22 protein-coding genes are annotated in these 24,035 nt (G+C 70.0%); 16 read left to right on the top strand and 6 right to left on the bottom strand.

Annotated elements, in window-relative coordinates:
- The first annotated feature begins 140 nt into the window (after positions 1–140).
- Positions 141–335 (top strand): hypothetical protein, encoded by a 195-nt coding sequence (locus tag HHL11_RS13625; RefSeq protein ID WP_169418894.1) that lies wholly within the window; start codon positions 141–143, stop codon positions 333–335.
- On the opposite strand, the gene HHL11_RS13630 is transcribed toward HHL11_RS13625, so the two are convergent.
- Both HHL11_RS13630 and HHL11_RS13635 read right to left on the bottom strand, forming a co-directional pair.
- A complete protein-coding gene (locus HHL11_RS13630; protein ID WP_169418895.1) occupies positions 292–3,798 on the bottom strand; it encodes a DUF748 domain-containing protein in 3,507 nt (1,168 codons plus the stop codon). The genes HHL11_RS13625 and HHL11_RS13630 overlap by 44 nt on opposite strands.
- A gap of 90 nt (positions 3,799–3,888) precedes the next feature.
- Positions 3,889–4,752, bottom strand: a complete 864-nt coding sequence (locus HHL11_RS13635) for an RNA polymerase sigma factor (protein WP_169418896.1) — start codon at positions 4,750–4,752, stop codon at positions 3,889–3,891.
- A gap of 117 nt (positions 4,753–4,869) precedes the next feature.
- Here HHL11_RS13635 and HHL11_RS13640 point away from each other — a divergent pair, with 117 nt between their 5' ends.
- Positions 4,870–5,184 carry a putative antibiotic biosynthesis monooxygenase gene (locus HHL11_RS13640; protein ID WP_169418897.1) on the top strand — a complete coding sequence of 105 codons (315 nt, stop codon included), beginning with the start codon at positions 4,870–4,872 and terminating at the stop codon, positions 5,182–5,184.
- Between the two features lie 2 nt (positions 5,185–5,186).
- Here the strand turns inward: HHL11_RS13640 and HHL11_RS13645 are convergent, their stop codons facing one another.
- Both HHL11_RS13645 and HHL11_RS13650 read right to left on the bottom strand, forming a co-directional pair.
- Complete coding sequence (locus HHL11_RS13645; protein ID WP_169418898.1) at positions 5,187–5,927, bottom strand: helix-turn-helix transcriptional regulator; 741 nt, start codon at positions 5,925–5,927, stop codon at positions 5,187–5,189.
- On the bottom strand, positions 5,924–6,394 hold the full coding sequence (locus tag HHL11_RS13650; RefSeq protein ID WP_169418899.1) for a RidA family protein: 471 nt from the start codon (positions 6,392–6,394) through the stop codon (positions 5,924–5,926). Before HHL11_RS13650 ends, HHL11_RS13645 begins: the two co-directional genes overlap by 4 nt.
- Before the next feature lie 81 nt (positions 6,395–6,475).
- Between HHL11_RS13650 and HHL11_RS13655 the strand changes: the two genes are divergently transcribed.
- From HHL11_RS13655 to HHL11_RS13685, 7 genes are read left to right on the top strand one after another with little or no spacing between them, the layout of a single operon-like run.
- The gene (locus HHL11_RS13655) at positions 6,476–7,549 is read left to right on the top strand and encodes an aminotransferase class V-fold PLP-dependent enzyme (protein ID WP_169418900.1); all 1,074 of its coding nucleotides are present in this window, start codon (positions 6,476–6,478) and stop codon (positions 7,547–7,549) included.
- 14 nt (positions 7,550–7,563) lie between these two features.
- Positions 7,564–8,583: an amino acid ABC transporter substrate-binding protein gene (locus tag HHL11_RS13660; protein ID WP_169418901.1), complete on the top strand. Its 1,020-nt coding sequence runs from the start codon at positions 7,564–7,566 to the stop codon at positions 8,581–8,583.
- A 1-nt stretch (position 8,584) separates the two neighbouring features.
- Positions 8,585–9,520, top strand: a complete 936-nt coding sequence (locus HHL11_RS13665; RefSeq protein ID WP_169418902.1) for an ABC transporter permease subunit — start codon at positions 8,585–8,587, stop codon at positions 9,518–9,520.
- Entirely contained in the window at positions 9,517–10,641 is a 1,125-nt protein-coding gene (locus tag HHL11_RS34835; protein ID WP_169418903.1) for an ABC transporter permease subunit, read from the top strand. The genes HHL11_RS13665 and HHL11_RS34835 overlap by 4 nt, the downstream gene beginning before the upstream one ends.
- The gene (locus HHL11_RS13675; protein ID WP_169418904.1) at positions 10,638–11,375 is read left to right on the top strand and encodes an amino acid ABC transporter ATP-binding protein; all 738 of its coding nucleotides are present in this window, start codon (positions 10,638–10,640) and stop codon (positions 11,373–11,375) included. Before HHL11_RS34835 ends, HHL11_RS13675 begins: the two co-directional genes overlap by 4 nt.
- A 43-nt stretch (positions 11,376–11,418) precedes the next feature.
- Positions 11,419–12,717: a DUF445 domain-containing protein gene (locus HHL11_RS13680; RefSeq protein ID WP_205964419.1), complete on the top strand. Its 1,299-nt coding sequence runs from the start codon at positions 11,419–11,421 to the stop codon at positions 12,715–12,717.
- 22 nt (positions 12,718–12,739) lie between these two features.
- Complete coding sequence (locus HHL11_RS13685; RefSeq protein ID WP_169418906.1) at positions 12,740–13,837, top strand: CaiB/BaiF CoA transferase family protein; 1,098 nt, start codon at positions 12,740–12,742, stop codon at positions 13,835–13,837.
- On the opposite strand, the gene HHL11_RS13690 is transcribed toward HHL11_RS13685, so the two are convergent.
- Both HHL11_RS13690 and HHL11_RS13695 read right to left on the bottom strand, forming a co-directional pair.
- Positions 13,784–14,989 (bottom strand): alpha-hydroxy acid oxidase, encoded by a 1,206-nt coding sequence (locus tag HHL11_RS13690; RefSeq protein ID WP_169418907.1) that lies wholly within the window; start codon positions 14,987–14,989, stop codon positions 13,784–13,786. The genes HHL11_RS13685 and HHL11_RS13690 overlap by 54 nt on opposite strands.
- Before the next feature lie 128 nt (positions 14,990–15,117).
- Positions 15,118–16,095 (bottom strand): sugar-binding transcriptional regulator, encoded by a 978-nt coding sequence (locus tag HHL11_RS13695; RefSeq protein WP_169418908.1) that lies wholly within the window; start codon positions 16,093–16,095, stop codon positions 15,118–15,120.
- A gap of 105 nt (positions 16,096–16,200) precedes the next feature.
- On the opposite strand from HHL11_RS13695, the gene HHL11_RS13700 reads away from it, so the two are divergent.
- The 7 genes from HHL11_RS13700 to HHL11_RS13730 are packed head-to-tail and all read left to right on the top strand — an operon-like array spanning position 16,201 to position 24,007.
- Positions 16,201–17,586: a sn-glycerol-1-phosphate dehydrogenase gene (locus HHL11_RS13700; protein WP_169418909.1), complete on the top strand. Its 1,386-nt coding sequence runs from the start codon at positions 16,201–16,203 to the stop codon at positions 17,584–17,586.
- Positions 17,583–18,926 (top strand): extracellular solute-binding protein, encoded by a 1,344-nt coding sequence (locus HHL11_RS13705; protein ID WP_240980072.1) that lies wholly within the window; start codon positions 17,583–17,585, stop codon positions 18,924–18,926. The genes HHL11_RS13700 and HHL11_RS13705 overlap by 4 nt, the downstream gene beginning before the upstream one ends.
- Positions 18,927–18,937: 11 nt before the next feature.
- The gene (locus HHL11_RS13710) at positions 18,938–19,846 is read left to right on the top strand and encodes an ABC transporter permease subunit (RefSeq protein ID WP_169418910.1); all 909 of its coding nucleotides are present in this window, start codon (positions 18,938–18,940) and stop codon (positions 19,844–19,846) included.
- A 6-nt stretch (positions 19,847–19,852) separates the two neighbouring features.
- Positions 19,853–20,773: an ABC transporter permease subunit gene (locus HHL11_RS13715; protein WP_169418911.1), complete on the top strand. Its 921-nt coding sequence runs from the start codon at positions 19,853–19,855 to the stop codon at positions 20,771–20,773.
- Between the two features lie 18 nt (positions 20,774–20,791).
- The gene (locus HHL11_RS13720; RefSeq protein ID WP_169418912.1) at positions 20,792–21,544 is read left to right on the top strand and encodes a glycerophosphodiester phosphodiesterase family protein; all 753 of its coding nucleotides are present in this window, start codon (positions 20,792–20,794) and stop codon (positions 21,542–21,544) included.
- A gap of 4 nt (positions 21,545–21,548) precedes the next feature.
- Positions 21,549–23,081: an alkaline phosphatase D family protein gene (locus tag HHL11_RS13725; RefSeq protein WP_169418913.1), complete on the top strand. Its 1,533-nt coding sequence runs from the start codon at positions 21,549–21,551 to the stop codon at positions 23,079–23,081.
- A 59-nt stretch (positions 23,082–23,140) separates the two neighbouring features.
- Positions 23,141–24,007 carry an HTD2 family dehydratase gene (locus HHL11_RS13730; protein WP_169418914.1) on the top strand — a complete coding sequence of 289 codons (867 nt, stop codon included), beginning with the start codon at positions 23,141–23,143 and terminating at the stop codon, positions 24,005–24,007.
- Positions 24,008–24,035 lie beyond the last annotated feature (28 nt).

Here is a 24,035-nt window from a genome sequence, read left to right on the forward strand (position 1 = left end):
CGCACGACGGACGCGGACCTGCTTCCACGTCCTGTGCCGGCCGACAGGGCGAGCCGTGCGGCTTGCGCGTAATGCGTTGGTGGCCTGAGGCCGCCTTCACACCGCCGGAGCCGAGGCGGCCGATCCAGCTTCAACCCAACATGACCAAGCTTCTTGCCATTGCCTTCGCCGCGATCGCGCTGTCCGCGTGCTCCAACATGTACGGCAATCGCGCCATGGGCGCCTCGTCCGGCAACATGAGCGAAACGAAGAACAGCACCGACGCGAACAAGTCGGGCAACCCGGCCGCAGTCAGCCCCGGCGGCGGAACCGGTTCGGGTTCGGGCTCGAAGTAGGCGGTCGCCGCCGGCGCGGGCGAGCCTGGTCGGCGCTGGCGCGCTGCCAGGCCACCGGCTGCTGCGCGGGCGCGGCTGCACCCGCGCCCAGCGCCAGGACGGTGGCGACCTGCTTGTCCTGCATGGCCTGCTGCGCCGGTTCGCCCACCGTCACGCGCTGCGCATCCAGCCCCTGCTGGACGACGGCTTCGCGCAGCGTCGCGGCGCGTGCGTTGGCCAGCGCTACCAGCGCGCTGTCTGCCACCGGCACCTGCTTCGTCAGGCGCTCCAACAGTTCGGCGTGGAAGGCGGAAGGCGGCCCGCTGTCGCGGTTGCCGAAGTGGCGCCCCAGGCGCTCGACGACCTGCGTGTCCATGACGCCCTTCTTGCCTTCGGCATCCTTGTAGCCGGCGCGCAGCTTCTCGTAGTCGTCCTTGCCGGCCTGCGCCGCATAGCGGTCTTCCAGCCACGTCTGCACCTTGTACAGGTTCACGTCCACGGGCCCCGGGTCCTGCCCGGCTTCGACGCGCAGGCCGGAAGCTTCGGCCGCCGCGCGCCGCATCGCGTCCTCCTGCAAGGCGCGGCGGTCGGCCGCGGGGTCGTAGCCAGGCTGGATGCTGACCGTCAGCGCCGGGCGCTTCTGCAGCGCCTGGGCCAGCAGCTTCAGCTTCTCCTGCTCGGGCGGCGCCAGCGCGCTGCTGCCCGGGTCGAAGCCCACCTTTTCGAACTTTTCCGAATCCGCGCCGAGCAGGGAGCCCAGCGCGCGGAACGGCGCCGTGACGATCTTGGTCAGCACGTTGACAATGGCCTTCCAGACGACGGCGCCGTAGCTGAATTGCGGATCGTCCAGGCTGCCGCGCACGGGCAGGTCGACGTCGATCACGCCGTCGCTGTCCTGCAGCAGCGCGATGGCCAGGTCCAGCGGCAGCTTCATCGCATCGGGGCTGTCCACCCGCTCGCCCAGCTTCAGGCGGTTCACCACGAACTTGTTGGCGCCCGCCAGCTGCCGGTGCTGGATCTTGTATTCCAGGTCCACCGACAGCTTGCCGGATTCGATGCGGCGCCCGGCGAACTTGCCGGAGTAGGGCGTGAGGCGTGCCATCTCCAGGTTGCGGAAGGCGAGTGCGATGTCGGTGGCGTCGGTCGCGTGGAAGGGCTGGACCGAGCCGCGCACGCGCACGGAGCCGTAGTCGTCCACCTTGCCATCGAGTTCGACCTGCGCGGTGGCGGACGGGTCCGTGGTCAACCCGGCGACCACGCCATCGAGTTCGTGCATCTTGGTGCCGAACTGCGGCGTGAGCGACAGGTCCGCGAATTCGCCGCTGCCGTCGATGATGCGCAGGCGGTCGACCGTCACCGGGAAGCCGGGGCCACTGGCATCGCTGGCCGCGGCCGCGGCCGCAGCCGCCGGCGCGGCGCCGTCGTCGCGCCGGATGTGCTGCAGGTTGAGGCTGCGGTCCGGGAAGATGATCACCTTGGCGAATGGCGAACGTGCAACGATCTCGCCCACCTGCAGCCGCATGGGCGCCGTCGTGAAAGCCACGTGCTGGGAGGCCAGCTGCTTCCAGCCGAGGAAGGGATCGCCCGTGTCCTCTTCGCGGATCGCGAGCTCGTCGACGGCGAAGGCGCCGTTGCCGGTCACCGCGAGTCCGGCCTTGCCAGGACCGAAGGCCAGCTTGCCGTCCAGGTTGGCGCTGCCGGACTCCAGCTTCAGCCGCGCGAAGCGGTTGACGTAGGGCGCGAAGGGTTTCAGCGGCAGGCCGGCCAGCCGCAGTTCCAGCTTGCCCGAGGGCTGGCCCGGCACCACGCTGCCGCGCACGTCGATGCGGCCGCCGGGCCGGACGGCGAAGGCGGCTTCGAGCGGGAACGCGCGGCTCGGGTCGAGGCGGACGTTCTGCGTCGCCAGCCGGCCTTCGGCGAGTTCGAGCACGACGGGCTGGGCGGTGGACGCATCCTCGATGCGCAGCTCCACGTCCTGCGCGCTGACGCGGGCGACCTCGAGGTCGGGCGGCGCCGAGGCCTGGATCTGCACGGCGCGCGATTCGCCGGGTCGCAGTTCCAGGATGTCCGCCCAGTTGATGCGCTGCTTCGCGTCCAGCTTGATCGTCGCGCGTGCACCGGCCAGCGCCAGCGACTCCGCCCTGATCTTCTGCTCGGGCAATTGCACACGCAGGTCTTTCAGTTCCACGCGCTGCAATTGCGCGACCGGCTCGCCCGCCGACGACAGTTGCACCGGGCCCACCGTGGCGTTCACCGGACCCAGGGCCAGCGAGAGCGTCGTGCCGACGTCGCCGGACAGCGTGGCGTGCAGGTCCATGGCTTCCGCGGCGACACCGATGGGTCGCACATACGCTTCGTCCTTCCAGCGCGCCGACCAGCCCGCGAAGTGCACGTCCTGCACGGCGATGCGCCAGGGCGGCCGGCCGCCGTCCTGGTCCGCGCCCGTGGCCTCGGCGGGCAGCAGCTTCTGCCAGTCGATGACGCCTTGCGCATCGCGCGCGGCGGCCAGCTTGCCGCCCTTGAGGTTCACCGCGCCGATCCGCAGTTGCCGGCTCGTGGAGTCGAGCGACAGGTCCGAGACGCGCGCTTCGGGCACGGCCAGCAGCGGTTCGCCGCCGCCGGCCGCTGCCAGTGTGAAGTCACGCACCAGGATTTGCGCGTTGGAGACGGCGAAGCTCGCTGCCTGCGTGTGCTGACCCGTGCGCACCATCTCGAAGCGATAGGGCACGGTGGCGGCGAGCGTGCCGGCGGACTCGGCGCGGACGCTGCCCAGGGCCTGCATCAGCTTCGCGACCCTTGCGCCGTCCAGCGCAATCTCGCCGCGCGAGTTCAAGGGGTTCAGCGCGATCTCGCCCTTCCAGCGCAAGGTCGCGCCCTGCTCGGGCAGCCGTGCCGCGAGCAGGTAGGCGCCGCGGTCCTTGGGCAAGGTGGACAGCGCATCGAGGTCGATGTTCAGCGGCTGCAGCGCGGCCCGCACCGGCGTGCCGGGTCGGCTGGCATCGACGACGAGGATGTCGCCGTCGGCCAGCTTGATCCGGTCGATCAGCAGGCGCACCATCGAGTCCGAAGGTGCACCGGCGTTTTCCTGCAGGCGGTGCAGCAGCGCGTCCCAGTTGGTCGCGCCGCCTTGCCGCAGTTCCAGGTTCAGCCGCGGATGCTGCAGTTCCACGTCCTGCAGGTGCCAGGCCCAGCGGCGCAGGCCGTCGACCTGCAGGTTGGCATGCAGCTGGTCGAAGCCGGCCAGCGGCGCACCTTGCGGGTCGGCCAGGGCCAGGCCGCGCGCGCGCAGTTCCAGCGTGAACGGGTTGAAGTCCACCCTCTCCACGCTGAGGCGGCTGGCCAGGAAGCGGTCACCGGCCCAGGGCAGCAGCCTGCGCGCCAGCGGATCGACCGCGAAGAACCCGAAGAGCAGCCACGCGGCATACAGCCCGGCCAGCAACAGCACGGGCCAGCTGAGCGCGTGTTTCAGGATGCGTCGCCACATACGGTCGCTTACAGGTCGACAGGCGCCGACCGTGGATGGGCACTTTAAGCAGCGTGGCAGGTGGCGCCATGGGACCTTGGGCCATGGCACTTAGCTCCAGCGGACGCCTTCCATCGCATAGCGGGCATGGTGGAAGTCGCACATGGCGCGGATGCTGCCGTCCACGATCTCGAAAGCCACGGCATATGCAGGCTGCGGCTGGCCGGCCGCATCGAGGTGTTCGACCCGGATCGCGGGCCGGCCTTCGAGCAGGCACGGCGCCGCCCGCGCGCCCTGCAGGCGCCTGTAGTTGCCGAAGTAGACGGACAAGGCGTCGCGGCCCAGGAGGGCGGGGCGGCCGACCAGGTCGAGGCGCACGTCGGCGGCCATCAGCGCGAGCAGCCCGTCGAAGTCGCGTGCGTTGAAGCGCGCGGCATACAGCTCCAGCAGTTGCTGTTGCGCGGGCGAGAGCGGCGCGTCCGGCTCCGGCGGCAGTTCGCGGTGCTTTTGCAGGGCCACGCGGCCGCGGTGCAGGCTGGCCTTGAAGGCGGGGAGCGTCGCTCCGGCCACGGTGGCCGCTTCCGCCAGCGGATGCTCCAGCACGTCGGCCAGCAGCACCGCGCTGCGCTGCGAGGCCGGCAGCAGCATGAACACGCGCAAGGCCAGCGAAGCGACTTCCCTGCGCTCGATCTCCGTCGTTTCGGCAAGCTCCTCGGGCTGGACCGCGAACAGTTCCCGCTCGCGCGCGCGGCCGCGCAGCAAATCCATGGCGGCGTTGTGAGCGATCGAGAAGATCCAGCCTTCGCCGTTCCGCACGGGTGTGCTGCCGGCAGCCAGCACCTTCACGCACACTTCCTGCACCAGGTCCTCTCCGTCGAACACCGAACCGGCCATGCGGGCCAGGTAGCGGTGCAGGCGCGGGCGCAGCCGGGCCAGCAGGGCGGGTAGATCGTGTTCAACGGGAGGGCTGTCCATGGCCTGCGGATTCTGGCCGGGTGCGGGATCGCGCAAGGTGGCCAGGGTTTTATTTTGCTGTCGCGCACCTTTCGCCACGGCTGCAACGTCTACCGGGGGATTCCAACGGAGAGCGCCATGCCCACACCCAACCCCGCCCGGACGGTCGTCGTCCGCTACAAGGTGCGTCCCGAACACCTGGAAGCCCACGAAGCGCTGGTCCGCGGCGTGTTCCAGGCGCTGGCCAGCGCGCGCCCGCCCGGCTTCCACTACCAGGTGGTGAAGCTCGGCGACGGCTTGAGCTTCCAGCACGTCGCGGCGATCGCCGCAGGCGTGCCGCACCCGTTGCGCGAGCTGCCGGCGTTCCGGGCCTTCCAGGAGGGCATCGCGCAGCGTTGCGAGATCCAGCCGGCGACCGAGGAAGTGCGGGAAATCGGCTGCTACGCGAGCTGAGTTCAGCGGCGCCGGGCCCGCGGCTTGGGTTCGGCGGCGCGCGAGCGCAGCGCTTCCAGGTAGTTGTAGACCGTGTAGCGCGTCACGCCCAGCGCCTTGGCCGCGCGCTCCACGCCGCCTTTCACGATGAACAGGCCCCGCTGCATCATCGCGGCGACGGCCTGGATCTTCTCTTCCTTGTTCATCAAGGTCACCGGCTTGCCGAGGCGGCGCACGGCGTCGGCGATGATCTCCTGCATCAACTGGTCGAGCTCGGGCGCGCCTTCGCTGGCCGGCGCGGGCGCGATGCCATTGGGCTTCAGCAGCAGGCCGAGCCAGGTGTGCGCCGCCTCGATGATCGTGAGGTCCGCATTGAGGCACAAGGCCGCGAAGGGCTGGCCCTGGGCGTCGCGGAACACCACCGTCGATGATTTCAGGCGCTGGCCCGCGCGCGTGAGCGTGGGATAGCTCTCGATCACCGAGTGCACCGCCTCGCCGCCCGCCGAGAGCGCCTGCAGCGCGGCCGCGAAGCCGAGGTCCTCCTTGGGCCCGCTCAGGATCGAGCTGCCCAGGCGCCGGTTCGACACGTGGCCGTTGGCGATGGCAACGACGGAACTTTCGGGCTTGGTCAGGTCGTGCAGCACCACCTCGATGTGGTGGCCGACGATGCCGCCCAGCATCTGCACCACCGGATGGAGCGCCTGCATCAGCTGGCGGCGTTCGGCGGCGATGGCGGGCGGCAGCTTCGCCGCGCGCGCCGTCATGCGGCGCTGGCGAGCTCCGCGACCAGCTCGATTTCCACCGCGATGCCGAAGGGCAGTTCGTGCGCCGACACCGCGCTGCGCGCATGCCGGCCGCGCTCGCCGAAGATCTCCACCAGCAGGTCGGAGGCGCCGTTGACGACCATGTGCTGGCGCTGGAAGCCGTCGGCGCAGCGCACCCAGGCCAGCAGCTTGAGGATGCGCGACACCTGGTCCAGCGAGCCTGCTTCCTGCCGCAGGATGGCCAGCGAGTTCAGGATGGTCAGGCGCGCGGCCTGGTAACCCTGTTCCTCGGTGAGCTCCGCGCCGACCTTGCCGCGCCACACGACCTCGCCGTCGCGCATGGGGCCCTGCCCGGAAAGGAAGACGATGCGGCCGCTGCGCGCCGCCGTCACGTAGTTGGCCGCCGGCCTGGGCGGCGCCGGCAGTTCGATGCCCAGCGCCTGCAGGCGCTGTTCCGGAGTTGTCATGGGGGCTCCCCTCGTTTCCGCGTCTTGACAGTTTAAACGGCTTGTTGAATCCTTCAACACTGCGTTTAACCCGAAGAGAGCATGGTCCCCGATCTGCGCGAACCCTTCCCGTACCTGCGCGAGCGCGTGTACCTGGACACGGCCGCCGCCGGCCTCAGCTGGCGCGGGCAGGGCGAGGCCGTCGCCCGCTTCTTCGACCAGGCCAAGAACCGCGGCATCGACGCGCGGCCCGAATGGCTGGCGCTGGGCCAGAAGGTGCGCGGCCGGCTCGCGGCCTGGCTGGGCGTGCAGCCGGGCGACCTCACGTTCGTCTCCAACACCACCGAAGGCCTCAACCTCGCGGCGCTGAGCCTGCAGTTCCGCCCGGGCGACCGCATCGTGCTGGCGGCCGACGAATTCCCCTCGGTCATCCGCATCTGGGAGCAGGCGCGGCGTGCGGGCGCTGAACTCGTCACGGTGCGCATCGAAGACGAGGAAGACCGGCAGGCGGCGCTGTTGGGTGCGCTGGACCAACGCACGCGCCTGCTGGTGGTGTCGCAAACGCATTCCGGCACCGGCACCACGGTGGACCTTGCCGCCATGGGCAAGGCCTGCCACGCGCGCGGCGCCTTGCTGATGGTCGACGGCATCCAGGCCCTGGGCGCCGTGCCCACGGACCTCGCGCACGTCGACATCTATGCGTCGTCCTTCTTCAAGTGGATGTTGTGCGGCTTCGGCCTCGGCGTGCTCGCCACCTCGCCGCGGGCGCGCGAGGCGATGCAAGGCGTGTATCGCGGCTACGCCAACATCGACGACGCGCACCAGCTGCAGTACGCGCACATGAACTACCCGGGGCTGTTCGGGCTGGACGCGACCCTGGACTTCTTCGAGCGCATCGGCTGGCCGACGGTGTTCGCGCGCGTGCGCGCGCTGTCGGCGCAGCTTTGCCAAGGCGCCGGGAGCCGCGGCCTCGACCTGGTGACGCCGCCGCAGCAATGCGCCGGCATCCACGTGATCCGCTGTGCCGACGGCGAGGCCACGCGCACGCGCCTGGCCCAGCGCGGCATCAGCATCTCGGCGCGCGGCGCCGGCGTGCGCCTCTCGCCCCACTTCTACAACACCGAAGCCGAGGTCGACCAGTGCCTGGACGCCCTGGCGGAAGCCATTCACGCTTGAACGAGGAGAACACCATGCCCCGCAAACCCCTGCTTGCCGCCGCCATCGCCCTGCTCGCCGGCAGTGCCTTCGCGCAGCAGCCCGCCGCCGCGAGCTCGCCGACGCTGGCGCAGGTGAAGCAGCGCGGCGTGCTCACCTGCGGCGTCATCGGCAGCTCCGCCAACTTCTCGCTGCCGGACAGCCAGGGCGTGATGCGCGGCATCGACGCCGACTCGTGCCGCTCCATCGCCGCCGCCATCTTCGGCGACGGCAGCAAGGTGAAGTACGTCAGCCTGACGCCGGCGCAGCGCCTGGTGGCGCTGCAGTCGGGCGAGGTGGACGTGGCCTACGCCAACCTCACGTGGACGATGACGCGCGAGACGAAGTCGGGTGCGCAGTTCGCCGCCGTCAACTTCTACGATGCCTGGGGCTTCCTGGTGCCCAAGGCATCCAAGGTGACGGCCACGAACAAGTTGAACGGCGCCACGGTCTGCATGCTGGCCGGCGCCGCCGAGCCGCGGGCCGCCGAATACTTCGACAAGATCAAGATCCGCTACAAGCCCGTCACCTTCGCCGAGGGCGAGCAGATGCGCAAGGCCTACCTGGCCAAGCGCTGCGACGTGATGTTCCACGACATCTCCGCCATCGCCAGCTTCAAGCAGACCCTGGGCGCTCAGGGCGACGAGCACGTGCTGCTGGCCGAGACCTACGGCCGCGAGCCGCTGGCCGGCGCCGTGCGCAAGGGCGACGACCGCTGGTTCGACATCGTGCGCTACACCTGGAACGCGCAGGTGCTGGCCGAGGAGCTGGGCATCACGCAGGCGAACGTCAAGACCTTCCCGACCACCGACCCCGCCGTCAAGCGCCTGCTGGGCGTCGAAGGCGACCTGGGCGCCTCGATGGGTCTGGAGAAGGACTGGGCCGTCAACGTGATCTCGCAAGTGGGCAACTATGGCGAGATGTGGGAGCGCGCCTTCGGCAAGAGCGGCATGCCGCGCGGCCCCAACAAGCTGGCTGCGAACGGCGGCCTGATGTACGCCTTCCCGATGCAGTGAAGTGAGCCTGCGCTGGCGCGACGCCGGCCGCCAGGCGATGGCCTTCGCCATCCTCGGCGGCCTGCTGTTCCTGATGTTCCACTTGACGAGCGAGAACCTGCGCTCGCGCGGCATCCATTCCGGCTTCGGCTTCCTCTGGGAGCCGGCCCGCACACCGGTGGCCGATTCGCCGCTGAAGGTGGAAGCCGGCGTGGACAGCTATGCCAAGGCCTTCGTCGCCGGCGCGTTGAACAGCCTGAAGATCACCTTCGCGGGCATTTTCTCGGCGACGATCGTCGGCGTGGTCGTCGGCCTGGGGCGGCTGTCCACCAACGCGCTGGCGCGGCTGCTGTGCCGCGGCTACGTCGAGGCGATGCGCAACGTGCCGCTGCTGCTGCACATCTTCCTCTGGTACGGGATCCTCCTGCAGCTGCCGGCAGCGGCGGACGCGCATGCCTGGGGCGGCCAGGTGCTGGCCACCAATCGCGGCATCTACCTGTTCAACCCCGTGGTCGACGGCTTCGAGGTGCATGCGGGCCTGTTCGTCACGCCGGAATTCCTGGCGCTGTTCATCGGCATCACGCTGTACACCGCGGCCTTCATCGCGGAGATCGTGCGGGCCGCGGTCGGCTCGCTGCAGCGCGGGCAGTGGGAGGCCTCGACGGCGCTGGGCCTCTCGCGCGCCACGACCTTGCGCCGCGTGGTGCTGCCCCAGGCCTTGCGGGTGGCGCTGCCGCCGCTGACCAGCGAATACCTGGGCATCTTCAAGAACAGCACCCTGGCGGTGGCCGTGGGCTACCAGGACTTCATGGCCATCAGCAACACCATGCTCACCGAGACCGGGCAGGCAGTGGAAGTGATGGCGGTGGTGATGGCCTTCTACGCGGTCGTGAGCCTGCTGGTGAGCGCAGCGATGCATGGCTACGAGCACCGCAATGCGCGCTGGGGGTTGCGGTGAACTACCTCGCCGGCGAGCGCATTCCGCCGCGGCCGCCGCCCGCTGCGGCATCGGGCTGGCTGGCGCGGGCCCGGGCGCTGTTCTTCGCCACCAAGGCTTCAGCGGTGGTCACCGTGCTGCTCGGTGCGGCGACGGTGTGGCTCGCGTGGCACCTGTGGCTTTGGGGCGTGAGGCACGCGATGTTCAGCACCGGCGGTCAGGGCTCGCAAGCCTGCCTGGCGCCGGGCGTCGGCGCGTGCTGGGCGGTCGTGGGCGACAAGTTGCGGCTGATCCTGTTCGGCATCTATCCCTACGAGCAGCAGTGGCGGGCCGGCATCGCGATGGCGATCCTGGTCGTCATGTATGCCGTGTCGGCCATGCCGCGCTTCTGGGGCTGGCGGCTGTCCGCGGCCTGGACGGTGGCGCTCGCGGCCTTCGGCGTGCTGATGTGGGGCGGCGTGTTCGGCCTGCCCTGGGTGCCCGACGACCAGTGGGGCGGACTGCCGGTGACCTTGATCCTGGCCACCTTGGGCATCAGCGCCGGCTTCCCCCTGGCCATCGTGCTGGCGCTGGTGCGGCACCAGGCGAAGGGCGGCGTGGGCAAGGCGCTGGCCGTGGCCTACATCGAGCTGGCGCGCAGCGTGCCGCTGCTGGCGGTGCTGTTCCTCGCCAGCGTGATGTTCCCGCTGTTCCTGCCGCCGGAGTGGAACCTGTCCAAGCTGTTCCGCGTGTTCGTCGCCTTCGCGCTGTTCACCGCGGCGTATCTCGCCGAAGTGATCCGTGGCGGCCTGCAGGCGCTGCCGCTCGGGCAGTACGAGGCCGCGGCGGCCCTGGGCCTGTCGCGCTGGGTGACGACGACGCGCGTCATCCTGCCGCAGGCGCTGGCCACCGTGCTGCCGGCGATCGTCAACGTCTTCATCGGCTTCTTCAAGGCCACCTCCATCGTGGTGGTGATCGGCCTGTTCGACCTGATGACCGCCGCCAAGCGCGCCACCGCCGACCCGCAGGTGGAGGGCTTCAGCACCGAGGTCTACCTGTTCGTGGCCCTCATCTACTTCGCCTTCTGCTACGCCATGTCGGCCTACAGCGCCCACCTGCAGCGCCGGCTGGACGCGAGCCGCCCCGGAACCCCGCCACCATGAGCGACATCCTCCGCATCCGCAACCTGGACAAGTGGTACGGCAGCTACCACGCGCTGCGTTCCATCGAGCTGGCCGTGGCCGACCAGGAGCGCATCGTCGTCTGCGGGCCGTCCGGCTCCGGCAAGTCCTCGCTGATCCGCTGCATCAACGGCATCGAAAGCTTCCAGTCCGGCGCGCTGGAAGTCTGCGGCATCGCCTTGAAACCCGAGGGCGGTGATCTGACGACGGTACGGCGCAACGTCGGCATGGTGTTCCAGCAGTTCAACCTGTTCCCGCACATGACGGTGCTGGAGAACTGCACGCTGGCGCCCACCACCGCGCGCGGCATGTCCTTGAAGGAAGCGCAGGCGGTGGCCATGGAATTGCTGGCGCGGGTGCGCGTGGCCGAGCACGCCCACAAGTACCCGGCGCAGCTTTCCGGCGGGCAGCAGCAGCGCGTGGCCATCGCCCGGGCGCTGTGCATGAAGCCGCGGCTGATGCTGTTCGACGAGCCGACCTCCGCGCTCGACCCGGAGATGGTCAAGGAGGTGCTGGACACCATGGTCGCGCTGGCGCACGAGGGCATGGCCATGGTCTGCGTGACCCACGAGATGGGTTTCGCCCGCCAGGTCGCCGACCGGGTGGTGTTCATGGACGAAGGCCAGGTGCTGGAGGTGGCGCCGCCGGCGGAGTTCTTCGGCACGCCGCGGCACCCGCGGGCGCAGGCGTTTCTCGGAGACTTGCTCCACGCGTGAGCCCGGCGCAGTCAAAATGCGCGGTCAGGAGCCCCGCATGAATCTGCGTGAAGACAAGGTCCAGGAACTGAAGCGCGCCAAGCTGCGCGCCTTCCTGTTGCTGGCGGCCGCGGCCGGATTGTTCCTGGTGACGCTCGCCCTGCCGCCCCGCGCCTGGGTGCTGGCCCTGCGCGCCATCACCGAGGCGGCCATGGTGGGCGGCCTGGCCGACTGGTTCGCGGTGACGGCGCTGTTCCGCCGCATCCCGACCGGCATCCCGTACATCACGGCGCACACCAACGTCATCTCCAACAGCAAGGACCGCATCGCCGACAACCTGGCGGTCTTCGTCAAGGAGAAGTTCCTGGACCCGGAGTCGCTGGTCAAGCTGATCCGCAAGAACGATCCGGCGGGTTTCCTGGCCACGTGGCTCAGCGACGAGGCGAACACGCGCAAGCTGGGCGGGACCCTGGCACGGGCGGCGGGCGGCGCGCTGCACATGGTGGAGGACACCCGCATCGAACAGCTGCTGCGCGACGCGGCGCGCGAGATGCTGCGCGACGTCGATCTGTCGCAGGCGCTGGCCGGCGTGCTGGACACGCTGACATCCGACAACCGCCACGAGGAGTTGCTGGAGCAGGCGATCATGCGGGCGACCCGGCTGCTGGACAAGCCGGAGTCGCGCCAGTGGATCGCCCGGCACATCGCGCAGTGGCTGAAGGAGGAGTACCCGCGCACGGGCAAGGCCTTGCCCACCGAATGGATCGGCCGCAATGCGGCGGACATCGTCACCGGCGCGGTCAACAAATGGCTCGATGCGATCCGGCAGGACCCGATCCACAAGTACCGCTTGCTGTTCGACCAGATGGTGCGCGAGTACGTCGAGCGCCTGAAGTCGGACCCGGTGCTGAAGGCGCGGGCGGAGCAGGTGAAGCACTTCATCCTGGACGATGCCGCTTTCGGCAAGTACATCGCCGGCCTGTGGGGCGCTTTCCGCCGCTGGCTGACGGAGGACCTGCAGCACGAGGACTCCGCCTTCCAGCGCAGCGTGGCGGCCTCCGGCGCGTGGCTGGGACGGCAGCTGGTGGAAGACTCGGGGCTGCGCGAAGCGCTGACCGGGCACATGGAACAGGCGGCGCGCGGCATGGCGCCGGACTTCGCCGAGTTCCTGACCGTGCACATCCGCGACACCATCCGCAACTGGGACGCGCGCGACATGGCGCAGCAGATCGAACTGAACATCGGCAAGGACCTGCAAGCGATCCGCATCAACGGCACGCTGGTGGGCGGCTCGATCGGACTGGGGCTGCACCTGCTCACGTACCTGCCGGGCCTGGTGCCCTGGCTGCGGGTCGGGCACTAAGATCGAGCGAGGAGGACAAGCCATGCCCGGACCGCTGCAAGGACTGAAGGTGATCGAGATGGCCGGCCTGGGGCCGGCTCCGTTCTGCGCCATGCTGCTTGCCGACATGGGCGCGCAGGTGGTGCGCATCGCCCGGCCCAACGACGCGTCGGTCGCCCCCGAGGGCGTGACCGCACGCGGCCGGCCGACGCTGGCCCTGGACCTGCGCCAGCCCGAGGCGGTGGGCACGGTCTTGCGCATGATCGAAAGCGCCGACGCGCTGATCGAAGGCTTCCGCCCCGGCGTGATGGAACGCCTGGGCCTCGGTCCAGATGTGTGCCTCGCGCGCCGTCCGCAACTGGTCTACGGCCGCATGACCGGCTGGGGCCAGCACGGGCCGCTGGCCCAGGCCGCCGGCCACGACATCAACTACATCGCGCTCACCGGCGCGCTGCATGCCATCGGCCGGGCCGGCGAGCCGCCGGTGCCGCCGCTGAACCTGGTGGGCGACTTCGGCGGCGGCGCCATGATGCTCGCCTTCGGCGTGCTGGCCGCGGTGATCGAAGCGCGCGGCTCCGGCAAGGGCCAGGTGGTGGACGCCGCCATGACCGATGGCGCCGCGCTGCTGTCGGCCATGCTGTACGGCTTTCGTGGCAACGGCCGCTGGGGCCTGGGCCGCGAGCAGAACATGCTGGATGGCGGCGCGCACTTCTACCGCTGCTACGAATGCGCGGACGGCAAGAGCGTCGCCATCGGCGCGATCGAGCCGCAGTTTTATGCGCTGCTGCTGGAAAAGTGCGGCATCGCCGATCCCGAGCTGGCGCAGCTGCAGAACGACGCGAAGCGCTGGCCCGAATTCCGCGAGAAGCTCGCCGCGCTGTTCCGGACGAAGACGCGCGACGAGTGGTGCGCGCTGCTGGAAGGCACCGACGCCTGCTTCGCCCCGGTGCTGGACTGGGACGAGGCGCCGCGCCATCCGCACAACGTGGCGCGCGACACTTTCGTGCAGCTCGATGGCGTGTTGCAGCCGGCCGCGGCGCCGCGCTTCAGCCGCACGCCAGGTGAGGCGCGCGGGCGCGTGACGGCATCAGCCGACGACATCCTCGGTCGCTGGTTCGAGGGCCCTAGCAGGCCGGAGTGAGCGCGCGGACGAAGCGTCCACCAGCAACTCCGGCCCCATGTCCGTGACGACCGGCACACCGAGCAAGGCCTGGCTCCGGTCCACCTCCGCCTGCAACAGCGCAATGGCCTTGGCCACGCCGGCCTGACCCGCTGCCGCGGCTGCGAACAGCATCGGCCGCCCCACGAAGGTGGATTGCGCGCCCAGCGCCAGCGCCTTCATCACGTCGGTGCCGCGCCGGATGCCGCCATCCATCATCAGGGGCAGCCCGCGGACCGCATCGGCAATGGCGGGCAACGCATCCAGCGTGGCAACCGTTCCATCCAGTTGCCGCCCGCCATGGTTGGACACCACCAGCCCGTCGGCGCCCAGCGTGCGATAGCGCTTGGCGTCTTCCGCATTCACCACGCCCTTGACCACCAGCGGCCCCTGCCACTCGCGCCGGATCCAGCGGAAGTCGTCCCAGGACAGCGGCGCGCCGGGCGGCGCCGTCGGCGCGGAGGTGACGCGATGCGAGCGCTGCGCGTCCAGGTTCTCCATCCACGGGATGCCGCGCGCGAAGAACTGGCGCGCCGCCGTGCCCAGCAACCAGCCCGGATGCAGCAAGGTGTCCGCCACCAGGCGCGCGCTGGGGCGCACCGGAATCGAGAAGCCGTGGCGCAGGCTCAGCTCGCGGCTGGGCGGCACCGGGGTGTCCACGCACAGCACCAGCACCGGGCACTTGGCGGCGCGCAGGCGCGCCAGCAGGCGGCCAGTGCGGGCGCGATCGCCATCCACATAGGCCTGGAACCAGGCTTGCGGATAGGCTTCCAGCACGCGTTCCACCGGCGTCAGCGAAGCGCCGCTCAGGACATACGGCACGCGGGCCGCGGCAGCTGCGCTGGCCATCGCCACGTCGGCATCGAAGCGGAAGAGGGCGCTCACGCCCAGCGGCGCGATGCCGAAGGGCGAGGCGAAGGCCTGCCCGAACAAGGTGATGTTCTGCCGCCGCTGCGGGCCGGCGTTCAGCGTGCGCGGCAAGAAGGCCCAACGGTCGTAGGCCGCGCGGTTGTTGTCGGCCGACCAGCCGTCGGCCGAACCGCCACGCACGAAGCCGTACAGGCCGCGCGGCAGGCGGCTGCGCGCCGCGTCCTCGAAATCGTGAAGGCTCAGGTATCGCTCATCCAGGCTCATCTGCGCATGATGACATCGGCGAGCCGCAATCGAGCCCGGAAGCGCGCAATAGCGTCAGAAAACTGCGCCCTTTCCCAGGGCAACCGGCCGATGCGTCGCCTGAGTGCACGCCTGCGGCGACGCTGTCGCTAGCGCGCTGGTGCGGTTTTCCCCGCTGGCCCCAGGCCCTGGTAGAGGCGCAGTGCCTGCGCCGCCGTCTTCTCGTCGCACACCAGCACCTTGGGCAGGCGGGCATGCAGCACCGCCGCGATGATCGCCGCCTTGTGCTGGCCGCCGGAAGCGACGATGACGGTGGGGATCCTGGCCAGCGCTTCCAGCGACGCCGTGATGGCGCGCTGGTTGACCGGGTGGTCGACCGGGCCGCCCGCAGCATCGAGGAAGCGGCCGACGATGTCGCCCACGGCGCGCGCGCGCTTCAGGCTGGCGATCGTCACGTCCCTGGGCAGGCCGTAGCGCACCAGCAGGGACTGCTCGCTGATGTCGCCCACGCTCAGGAGCGCGACGTCGTTGCTGGCCATTTCGGCAAACGACTCCTGGAACACGTCCTGCGCCACCAGCGTGTCGCGTGACTTCTGGCTGCCCGCATACAGTGGCGCCGCCAGGTAGCTGCAGCGCGCGCCCAGGCGCGTCGCCAGCGCGCTGGCCGTCTCGAAGGTGTTGATCTCCAGCCCGCGCGTGAGCCCGCCCATCATCGAGTTGACGTGGACGTCGGGCCAGTGGCCCGGCTTGACGAAGCGGATGGTCTCGCGCAGCGTCGCGCCCCAGCCCACGCCGATGCCGCGCACGCGCTGCGTCGCGAGGTGTCTCGAGAGGAACTCTCCGGCGGCGCGCCCCAGCAGCACCGGGATCTGCGCCGGGTCCTCGGGCGTCGGCACGATGGCGGCGTGCTGCAGGCCGCACACGCGTTTGAGCTCGGCTTCCAGCTCCACGCAACTGGCCAGGCGCGAATTGATGGTGATGCCCACCAGGCCGCTGGAGCGGGCCTCGCCCAGCAGGCGGTTCACCTTCAGGCGGGTCAGGCCCAGCTGCTCCGCGATGCGGTCCTGCGTCAGGCCTTCCATGTAGTAAAGCCAGGCCGCGCGCACCAGCACCTGCTCTTCGTCCATCCGCGCCTCCGTGAATGCCCTGATGCTACTGCACGATGCAAAAGTTTTTACCATGATACAGTTGTTCAAACGAGGCCCGGCAAGCGGGCGGGCAAGCAACAAGACATGGCAGGTTCCGATTCCATCTTGCAGGCGGCGGTGCGCGATGCGGCGGTCACGCGCGAAGTGCTCGTCGACCGCGGGGCCGCGGCCGCATTGCCGCTCGTGGCCATGCGCCGGGTTGCGGGGGCACGCTGGCTGGTGGTGGCCGACGACAACACCTGGGGCGCGGCCGGCGCAGCCGCCCACGAACAACTGCGCGCGCAGGGGGTGCTCACCGCCGAACCGCTCGTGCTGCCCGTCCGGCCGCGCGCCAAGCCAGACCTGGCCACGGCGCAAGGCATCGCGCAGCGGCTGCAGGAGAGCGACGCGCTACCCATTGCCGTGGGTTCCGGCGTCGTCAACGACCTGGCCAAGCACGCCGCGGCCCTGGCCGGCAAGCCTTACATCTGCGTCGCCACCGCGGCCTCCATGGACGGCTATGCGGCATCGGGCGCGGCGCTGCTGCAGGACGGCTTCAAGCGCACCTTGGCCTGCCCGCCGCCGGTGGCCGTGCTGGCGGACCCGGACGTGCTGGCCGCCGCGCCGCCCGCCATGGCGGGCTGGGGCTATGGCGACCTGGCCGGCAAGGCCGTGGCCGGCGCCGACTGGCTGCTGGCCGACGCGCTGGAGGTGGAAGCGATCAACCCGGCGCCCTTCGGCCTGGTGCAGGACCACCTGGGCGAATGGCTGGCGCAACCCGGGCGCCTGGCCGCGCGCGAGCCGCAAGCCCTGGGCGCATTGCTCTCGGGCCTGCTGGTGAGCGGCTTCGCGATGCAGGCCCACGGCAACTCGCGCCCGGCCAGCGGCAGCGACCACCAGTTCTCCCATTTGTGGGAGATGGAGAGCCTGCAGGTAGGCGGCCAGCCGGCGGCGCACGGCGCCTGCGTCGGCGTGGGCTGCGTGGCCATGCTCGCCTTGTACGAATGGCTGCTGGCGCAGCCCGCCGCCGTCATCGCGCAAGCCAGCGCCCGCGATGCCCAGGACGGCGACGCGATCGCGCGCGAAGTCGAGGCCACGCTGGGCAGCGGCGAAGTCGCCGCCGCGGCGCTGCAGGAAATGAAGGCCAAGCGCGCCATCGGCAGCCGCCGCGAGCGCGTGCAGCGCTTCGTGCGCGTGTGGCCGCAACTGCGCGCCACGCTGGCCGCGCGGCTGGTGGACGCTGTGGCGATGCAGCAGCGGCTGCGCGCCGCCGGCGCCCCGGCGCACCCCGCCGACCTGGGCATTTCGCATTCCACGCTGGCGGCCGACTACCGCCGCGCGCGCCTGATCCGCCGCCGCTACACGCTGCTGGATCTGCTGGAAGACCTCGGCTGGCTGGACGACGCCGTGGCCGACCTCTTTGCGCCCCGGGGCTTCTGGGGCCGGCAGGCCGACACGCTGCCGCACACCGCGCTCGAGGCGCATCCATGAACCAAGGAGACATCGTCATGAAGCTGGCCAGACGTACTTTGGCGCTGGGCGCCGCCGCCCTGTTGGCCCTGAACGCGCTGCCCGCCGCCGCGGCCGAACCGGTGCAGGTGCAGTGGTGGCATGCCATGAGCGGCGTGCTCGGCGAGCGGGTGGACGAACTGACGAAGAAGTTCAACGCCTCGCAGCAGAAGTACGTGGTGGTCGCCACCTACAAGGGCAACTACGACGAGTTGATCAACGGCACCATCGCGGCCTACCGCGCCAAGCGCGCGCCGCAGCTGGTGCAGATCTACGAGCGCGGCTTCATGACGATGCTGCTGTCGGACGCCACGCTGCCGGTGCAGGACCTGCTGACGCAGCGCAACTACCAGGTCGACTGGAACGACTTCGTGCGGCCAGTGGCCGGCTTCTACAGCTACAAGGGCAAGCTGATGGCGATGCCCTTCAACTCGTCGTCGCCCATCCTCTGGTACAACAAGACGCACTTCGAGAAGGCGGGCTTCGCCAAGCCCGGCGAGACCTGGCAGGAGCTGGAAAAGCAGCTGTACACCATCAAGCAGAAGGGCATCTCCGCCTGCGGCTCGGTGCTGGCCGGTGACTACCACTGGAGCCTGATCGAGAACTACAGCGCCATCAACGACCTGCCTTACGCCACCAAGGCCAACGGCTACAAGGGGCTGGACACCGAGTTCGTCTACAACAAGACGCTGGTGGTGCAGCAGGTGGCGCGCGTCAAGAAGTGGATCGACGACGGCGTGATGGAGATCGCCGGCCAGGGCTTGAGCCCCGAGCAGCTGTTTACTTCCGGCAAGTGCTCCACCTACTTCGCCTCCACCGCCGCCCACAGCGGCATCGAGCGCAACGCCAGGATCGACTGGAGCGCCACCTACCTGCCCTGGGAGCAGGGCAAGACGCCGAAGAACAGCACCATCGGCGGCGCGGCGCTGTGGGTGCTGAAGGGCGGCAAGCCGGCCGAATACGACGGCGCAGCCGCCTTCCTGGCCTACTTGGCCAAGCCGGAGACGCAGGTGTGGTGGCACAAGGTGACCGGCTACGTGCCGCTGACCGACAAGGCCTACCAGATGGCCAAGATCGAGGGCTACTACAAGGACCACCCGACGCGCGAGATCGCCATCTTGCAGCTGGGCCGCGGCACGCCCACCGACAATTCGCTGGGCTTCCACTTCGGCAACTTCACGCAGACCATGTTCGCGCAGCGCGAGGAGTTCGACGCCATGGTGGCGGGCAAGAAGACGCCGCAGGCCGCCATGGACGCCGCGGTCGCGCGCGGCAACGACGTCCTGCGGCAGTACGAGAAGTTGAACAAGGGCAAGTACTAGGACGGCTGGCGATGGGGAGAGCAAGCGACGAGGGCCTGAAGCGGGCGCACTTCAAGGAGGTGCGCCTGCCGGTACTGCTGCTGGTGCCGCAGCTGGGCATCCTGCTGCTGTTCTTCTTCATCCCCTCGCTGCGGGCGCTGACGCAGGCCTTCCTGCTGTCCGACCCCTTCGGGAACACAGTGCAGTTCGCCGGCCTGCAGAACTTCACCGAGCTGCTGGCCAGCGAGAGCTATCGCAACTCGATCCAGGTCACGGTGGTCTTCACGCTGGCGCAGAACGCGCTGACCCTGGCGTCGGCGCTGGTGCTGGCCTTCGCGTCGGACCGCATCATCCGCGGCAAGGGGCTGTACAAGGCCATCATCCTGCTGCCCTATGCCATCGCGCCGGTGATCGCCGGCATCCTGTGGGCCTTCCTGTTCAATCCGGCCGTGGGGCCGCTGGCCCAGTTGCTCCATCGCGCAGGCATCGCGTGGGACCCGAACCGCAGCGGCACCGACGCGATGGTGCTGGTGGTGCTGGCCGCCTCGTGGAAGCACATCTGCTACAACTACATCTTCCTGCTCGCGGGGCTGCTGGCGATTCCGTCGTCGCTGCTGGAGGCCGCGGCCGTCGATGGCGCCAAGCCCTTGCGGCGCTTCTTCACCATCGGGCTGCCGCTGCTGGGGCCCACGCTGTTCTTCCTGGCCGTGATGAATTTCGTCTACGGCTTCTTCGAGGTGTTCGCCATCATCGACGCCGTCACCAAAGGCGGCCCGGCCGGCGCGACCAACGTGCTGGTCTACAAGGTGTTCACCGACGGCTTCGTCAACCTCGACCTGGGCTCGTCGGCCGCGCAGTCGGTGATCCTGATGGCGTTCGCGCTGCTCATGACGCTGCTGCAGTTCCGCTACGTCGAGCGCAACGTCAACTACGACGTCTGAACCCGCATGGTCGAACGCACGCCCATCCTCGACGGCATCTGCCACGCCATCCTGCTGGCCGGCGTGGCCATGGTCTGCGTGCCGCTGTACCTGGCCTTCGTCGCCGGCTCGCTGACCATCGAGCAGGTGCAGCAGGTGCCGCTGCCGTGGACGCCGGGCGGCGAGTTCCTGGCCAACCTGGACACGGCCTGGACCAAGGGCCATTTCCGGCAGCTGTTCGTCAACTCCTTCGTGGTGTCCTGCGGCATCACTGCCGGCAAGATCGCCGTGTCGCTGCTGTCCGCGTTTGCCATCACCTATTTCCGCTTCCCGTTCCGGATGACGGCGTTCTGGCTGATCTTCGTGTCGCTGATGCTGCCGATCGAAGTGCGCATCTCGCCGACCTACGAGGCCGTGGCCAACGCGGCGCTGCCGCTGCAGTGGTTGGCCGATGCCCTGCACCTGGCGGGCGCCTGGCAATGGCTCACGGGCCACGAGGTCGAGATCCAGCTCGAATGGAACATGGTCAACACCTACCAGGGCTTGATCCTGCCGCTGATGGCTTCGGCCTCGGCGACCTTCCTGTTCCGCCAGTTCTTCCTGACGGTGCCCGAGGAGCTTTGCGAAGCCGCGCGCCTGGATGGCGCTTCGCCCATGCACTTCTTCTGGACCGTGCTGCTGCCGCTGTCGCGGTCCAACATGGTGGCGCTGGCCATCATCCTGTTCCTCTACGGCTGGAACCAGTACCTGTGGCCGCTGCTCTTCACCACCGACAAGGACATGGCGACCGCGGTGGTGGGCCTGAAGCAGCTGATCCCGCGGGCGGACTCGCAGCCGGCGTGGAACGTGGCCATGGCGGCCGCCTTGCTGACGATGCTGCCGCCGGTGGTGGTGGTCGCCGTCCTGCAGCGGTCCTTCGTGAAGGGCCTGGTGGACAGCAGCAAATGAAGGAAGGAGATTTCACCGATGATCATCGTCGGCCATCGCGGCGCCCGTAACCTCTGGCCCGAGAACAGCCTGTCGGGCTTCCGGCGCCTCCTGGCCACGGGGGCCGACGCCGTGGAGTTCGACGTCCACGAGACGAAGGACCAGGTGCCGGTCGTGATCCACGACCCCACGCTCGATCGCACGACGCAGTCCACCGGCGCCATCCGCGATCTCGACGCAAGCCTGGTGCTGGCCACGCCGCTGCGGCCCGGGCAGGGCGAGCAGGGCGGACCGGCGGGCGAATGCGTGCCCTCGCTGGACGAGGTGCTGGCCCTGTTCAAGCCCACGCAGATGGAACTGCACGTCGAGATCAAGACCAATGCGGCGGGCGAGGTGGCGCCGGCGGCGATCCAGCGGCTGGTGAAGAAGCTGCACGACGCGGGCGTGGCTGACCGGAGCATCCTCACCTGCTTCGTGCCGCAGGTGCTGGAGCAGGTGACGCAAGCGTGGCCGCAGGGCCGCGTGCTGGCCTCGCTGGACCACCGCTCGGCCGAGATGCTGGGCGGCATCGGGGCCGCGCTGGCGCGCTATGCCGCCATCCCGAACTGCCTGGTCGCCGTGCAGAAGGCCTTGCTGGAGGCGACCTGGAACCAGTGCATGGCGGTGCTGGGCGGGCAGCGGCTGGGCGTGTGGGTGATCAACGAGCCCGACGAGATCCGCCACTGGATGCAGATGCCGATCCGGCAGATCACCACCGACCGGCCGGATCTCGCCATGGCGGCGCGTGGCTGAGAGCATGCCGTCGCTGAGACGCCGCCGCCTGCTGGGGGGCGCGGTCGCGGCCGCGTCGCTGGCCTGTCCGTCGCTGAGCCTGCGCGCCCAGGCCTGGCGCGGCCCCTACCCGTTCACGCTGGGCGTGGCTTCGGGTTGCCCGACCCCCGAGGGCGTGGTGCTGTGGACGCGGCTGGCGCCCGAGCCGCTGCAGGGCGGCGGCATGGGCGAAACCGCGGTGGACGTGCACTGGGAACTGGCGCGCGACGAAGCCTTCACGCGCATCGCCGCGCGCGGCAAGGTGCAGGCCACGGCGGCCGATGCGCACTCGGTGCGCGTGGAACTCCGCGGCCTGGAGCCCGGGCGCCACTACTGGTACCGCTTCACCGCCGGCGGCGCGCGCAGCGCCACGGGCCGCACCCGCACCGCGCCGGCCTTGGACAGCGACGCGCCGGTCCGCTTTGCATTCGCCTCGTGCCAGCAGTACGAGCAGGGCTACTTCTCCGCTTACCGCGACATGGCGGCCCAGCCGCTGGACCTGGTGGTGCACCTGGGCGACTACATCTACGAGAACTCGTGGGGCTCGCGCCTCGTGCGCCACCACGAAGCCGGCATCCCCACCGAGCTGGCGGAGTTTCGCGACCGCTATGCGCTGTACAAGTCCGATCGCGACCTGCAGGCCGCGCACGCCGCCTGCCCGTGGCTGGTGAGCTGGGACGACCACGAGGTCGCCAACGACTACACCGGCGACGTGTCGCCGCGCATGGCGGACCCGGCCCGCTTCCTGGCGGTGCGCGCCGCCGCCTACCAGGCCTGGTACGAGCACATGCCGGTGCCGGCCAGCGCGCGCCCGCAAGGGCCTGACGCGCGCATCTACGCGCGCTACCGCTTCGGCCGGATGGTGGACCTGGTCATGCTCGATGGCCGCCAATACCGGTCGCACCACGCCTGCGTGCCGGCGACCACGGCCGCGCCACTGGTGGATTGCCCCGATCGGCTGGACCCGAGCCGCACCTTCCTGGGCGCGCAGCAGGAGGCCTGGCTGGCGAGCGAGCTGGCGTTGCCCGCCACGCAGTGGACGGTGATCGCCCAGCCCACCCTGCTGGCGAGCGCGGAGCGCGCCAGGCCGCCCGGGCACGGCTACTGGATGGACGGCTGGGACGGCTACGCCGCCGCGCGCGACCGCCTGCTCGAGACGCTGGCCACGCGCCGCCCGCGCAACGCCATCGTCGCCAGCGGCGACGTCCATGCATTCTGGGCGGCCGACCTGCGGCGCCAGCCCGATGCGCCGGTGCTGGCCGCGGAGTTCGTCGGCGGCGCCATCACCTCGGAAGGGCCCAGTGCGGCCAGCGTGGCCAACATGCTGGCGCGCAACCCGCACCTGAAGTACGGGCGGGGCGACCGGCGCGGCTACGCCATCGCCGACGTGGACGGCAAGCGCTGCGCCGTGGAGTTCCGCGCAGCCGATGACGAGAAGGAAGCAGCGTCGGCGGTGCGCACCTTGAAGCGCTTCGTGGTGGCCGACGGTGCGGCCGGCGTCCAGCTGGCAGGCGGCTGAGCGCCTTTTTCCGGATTGGATCGGCTTCCGGCGCGCATGGCCGGCAAGATAATCGCGGCATGAGCTCCCTTGTCTCCGAACGCATGACCCAGCTGCGCGGCTGGGAAGGCCGCAGCGAGACGGTGGCCGACGACATCACGCCGACTCCCGTCCGCCTGCTCTCCGCCACGCTGGACCGGCCCGACCCGGAGCCGCTGCCCGGCACGGAGCTGCCGCCGCTGTGGCACTGGCTGTACTTCCTGCCGCGGCATGGACAGAGTGAGTTGGGCCCTGACGGCCACGCGCGCCTGGGCGGCTTCCTGCCGCCGGTGCCGCTGCCGCGCCGCATGTGGGCGGGCGGCCGCCTGCAGTGGCACGCGCCGTTGCGCGTGGGCGAGCGCGTGGAGCGCATCTCGCGCATCGCGTCCGTGAGCCACAAGGCTGGCCGCAGCGGCGACCTTGTCTTTGTACTGGTGCAGCACGAAGTGCACAACGCCAACGGCCTCGCGCTGAGCGAGGAGCACGACATCGTCTACCGCGCGCCGCCGCAGCCCGGCGACCCGGTGCCGCCGCCGCAAGCCGCGCCGCGCGATGCGCCGTGGTCGCGCGAGATCGCGCCGGACCCGGTGCTGCTGTTCCGCTATTCGGCGCTCACCTTCAACGGCCACCGCATCCACTACGACCGCAGCTACGTGACCGAGGTGGAAGGCTACCCGGGCCTCATCGTGCACGGCCCGCTGATCGCTACCTTGCTGGTGGACCTGGTGCGGCGCGAGCGGCCTGGCGCGGCGCTGCGCAAGTTCAGCTTCAAGGCCGTGCGGCCGATCTTCGACCTGCATGCGTTCCACGTCTGCGGCGAACCGTCGGCGGACGACCGCAGCGTGCGCCTGTGGGCGCAGGATCACGAAGGCTGGCTGGCGATGCAGGCCGAGGCCGAATTCGCCTGACACAATCAGTCCATACGCAATCGAACGG

It is taken from the genome of Ramlibacter agri (assembly GCF_012927085.1).
In the GTDB taxonomy this organism is placed as follows: Bacteria; Pseudomonadota; Gammaproteobacteria; order Burkholderiales; family Burkholderiaceae_C; genus Ramlibacter; species Ramlibacter agri.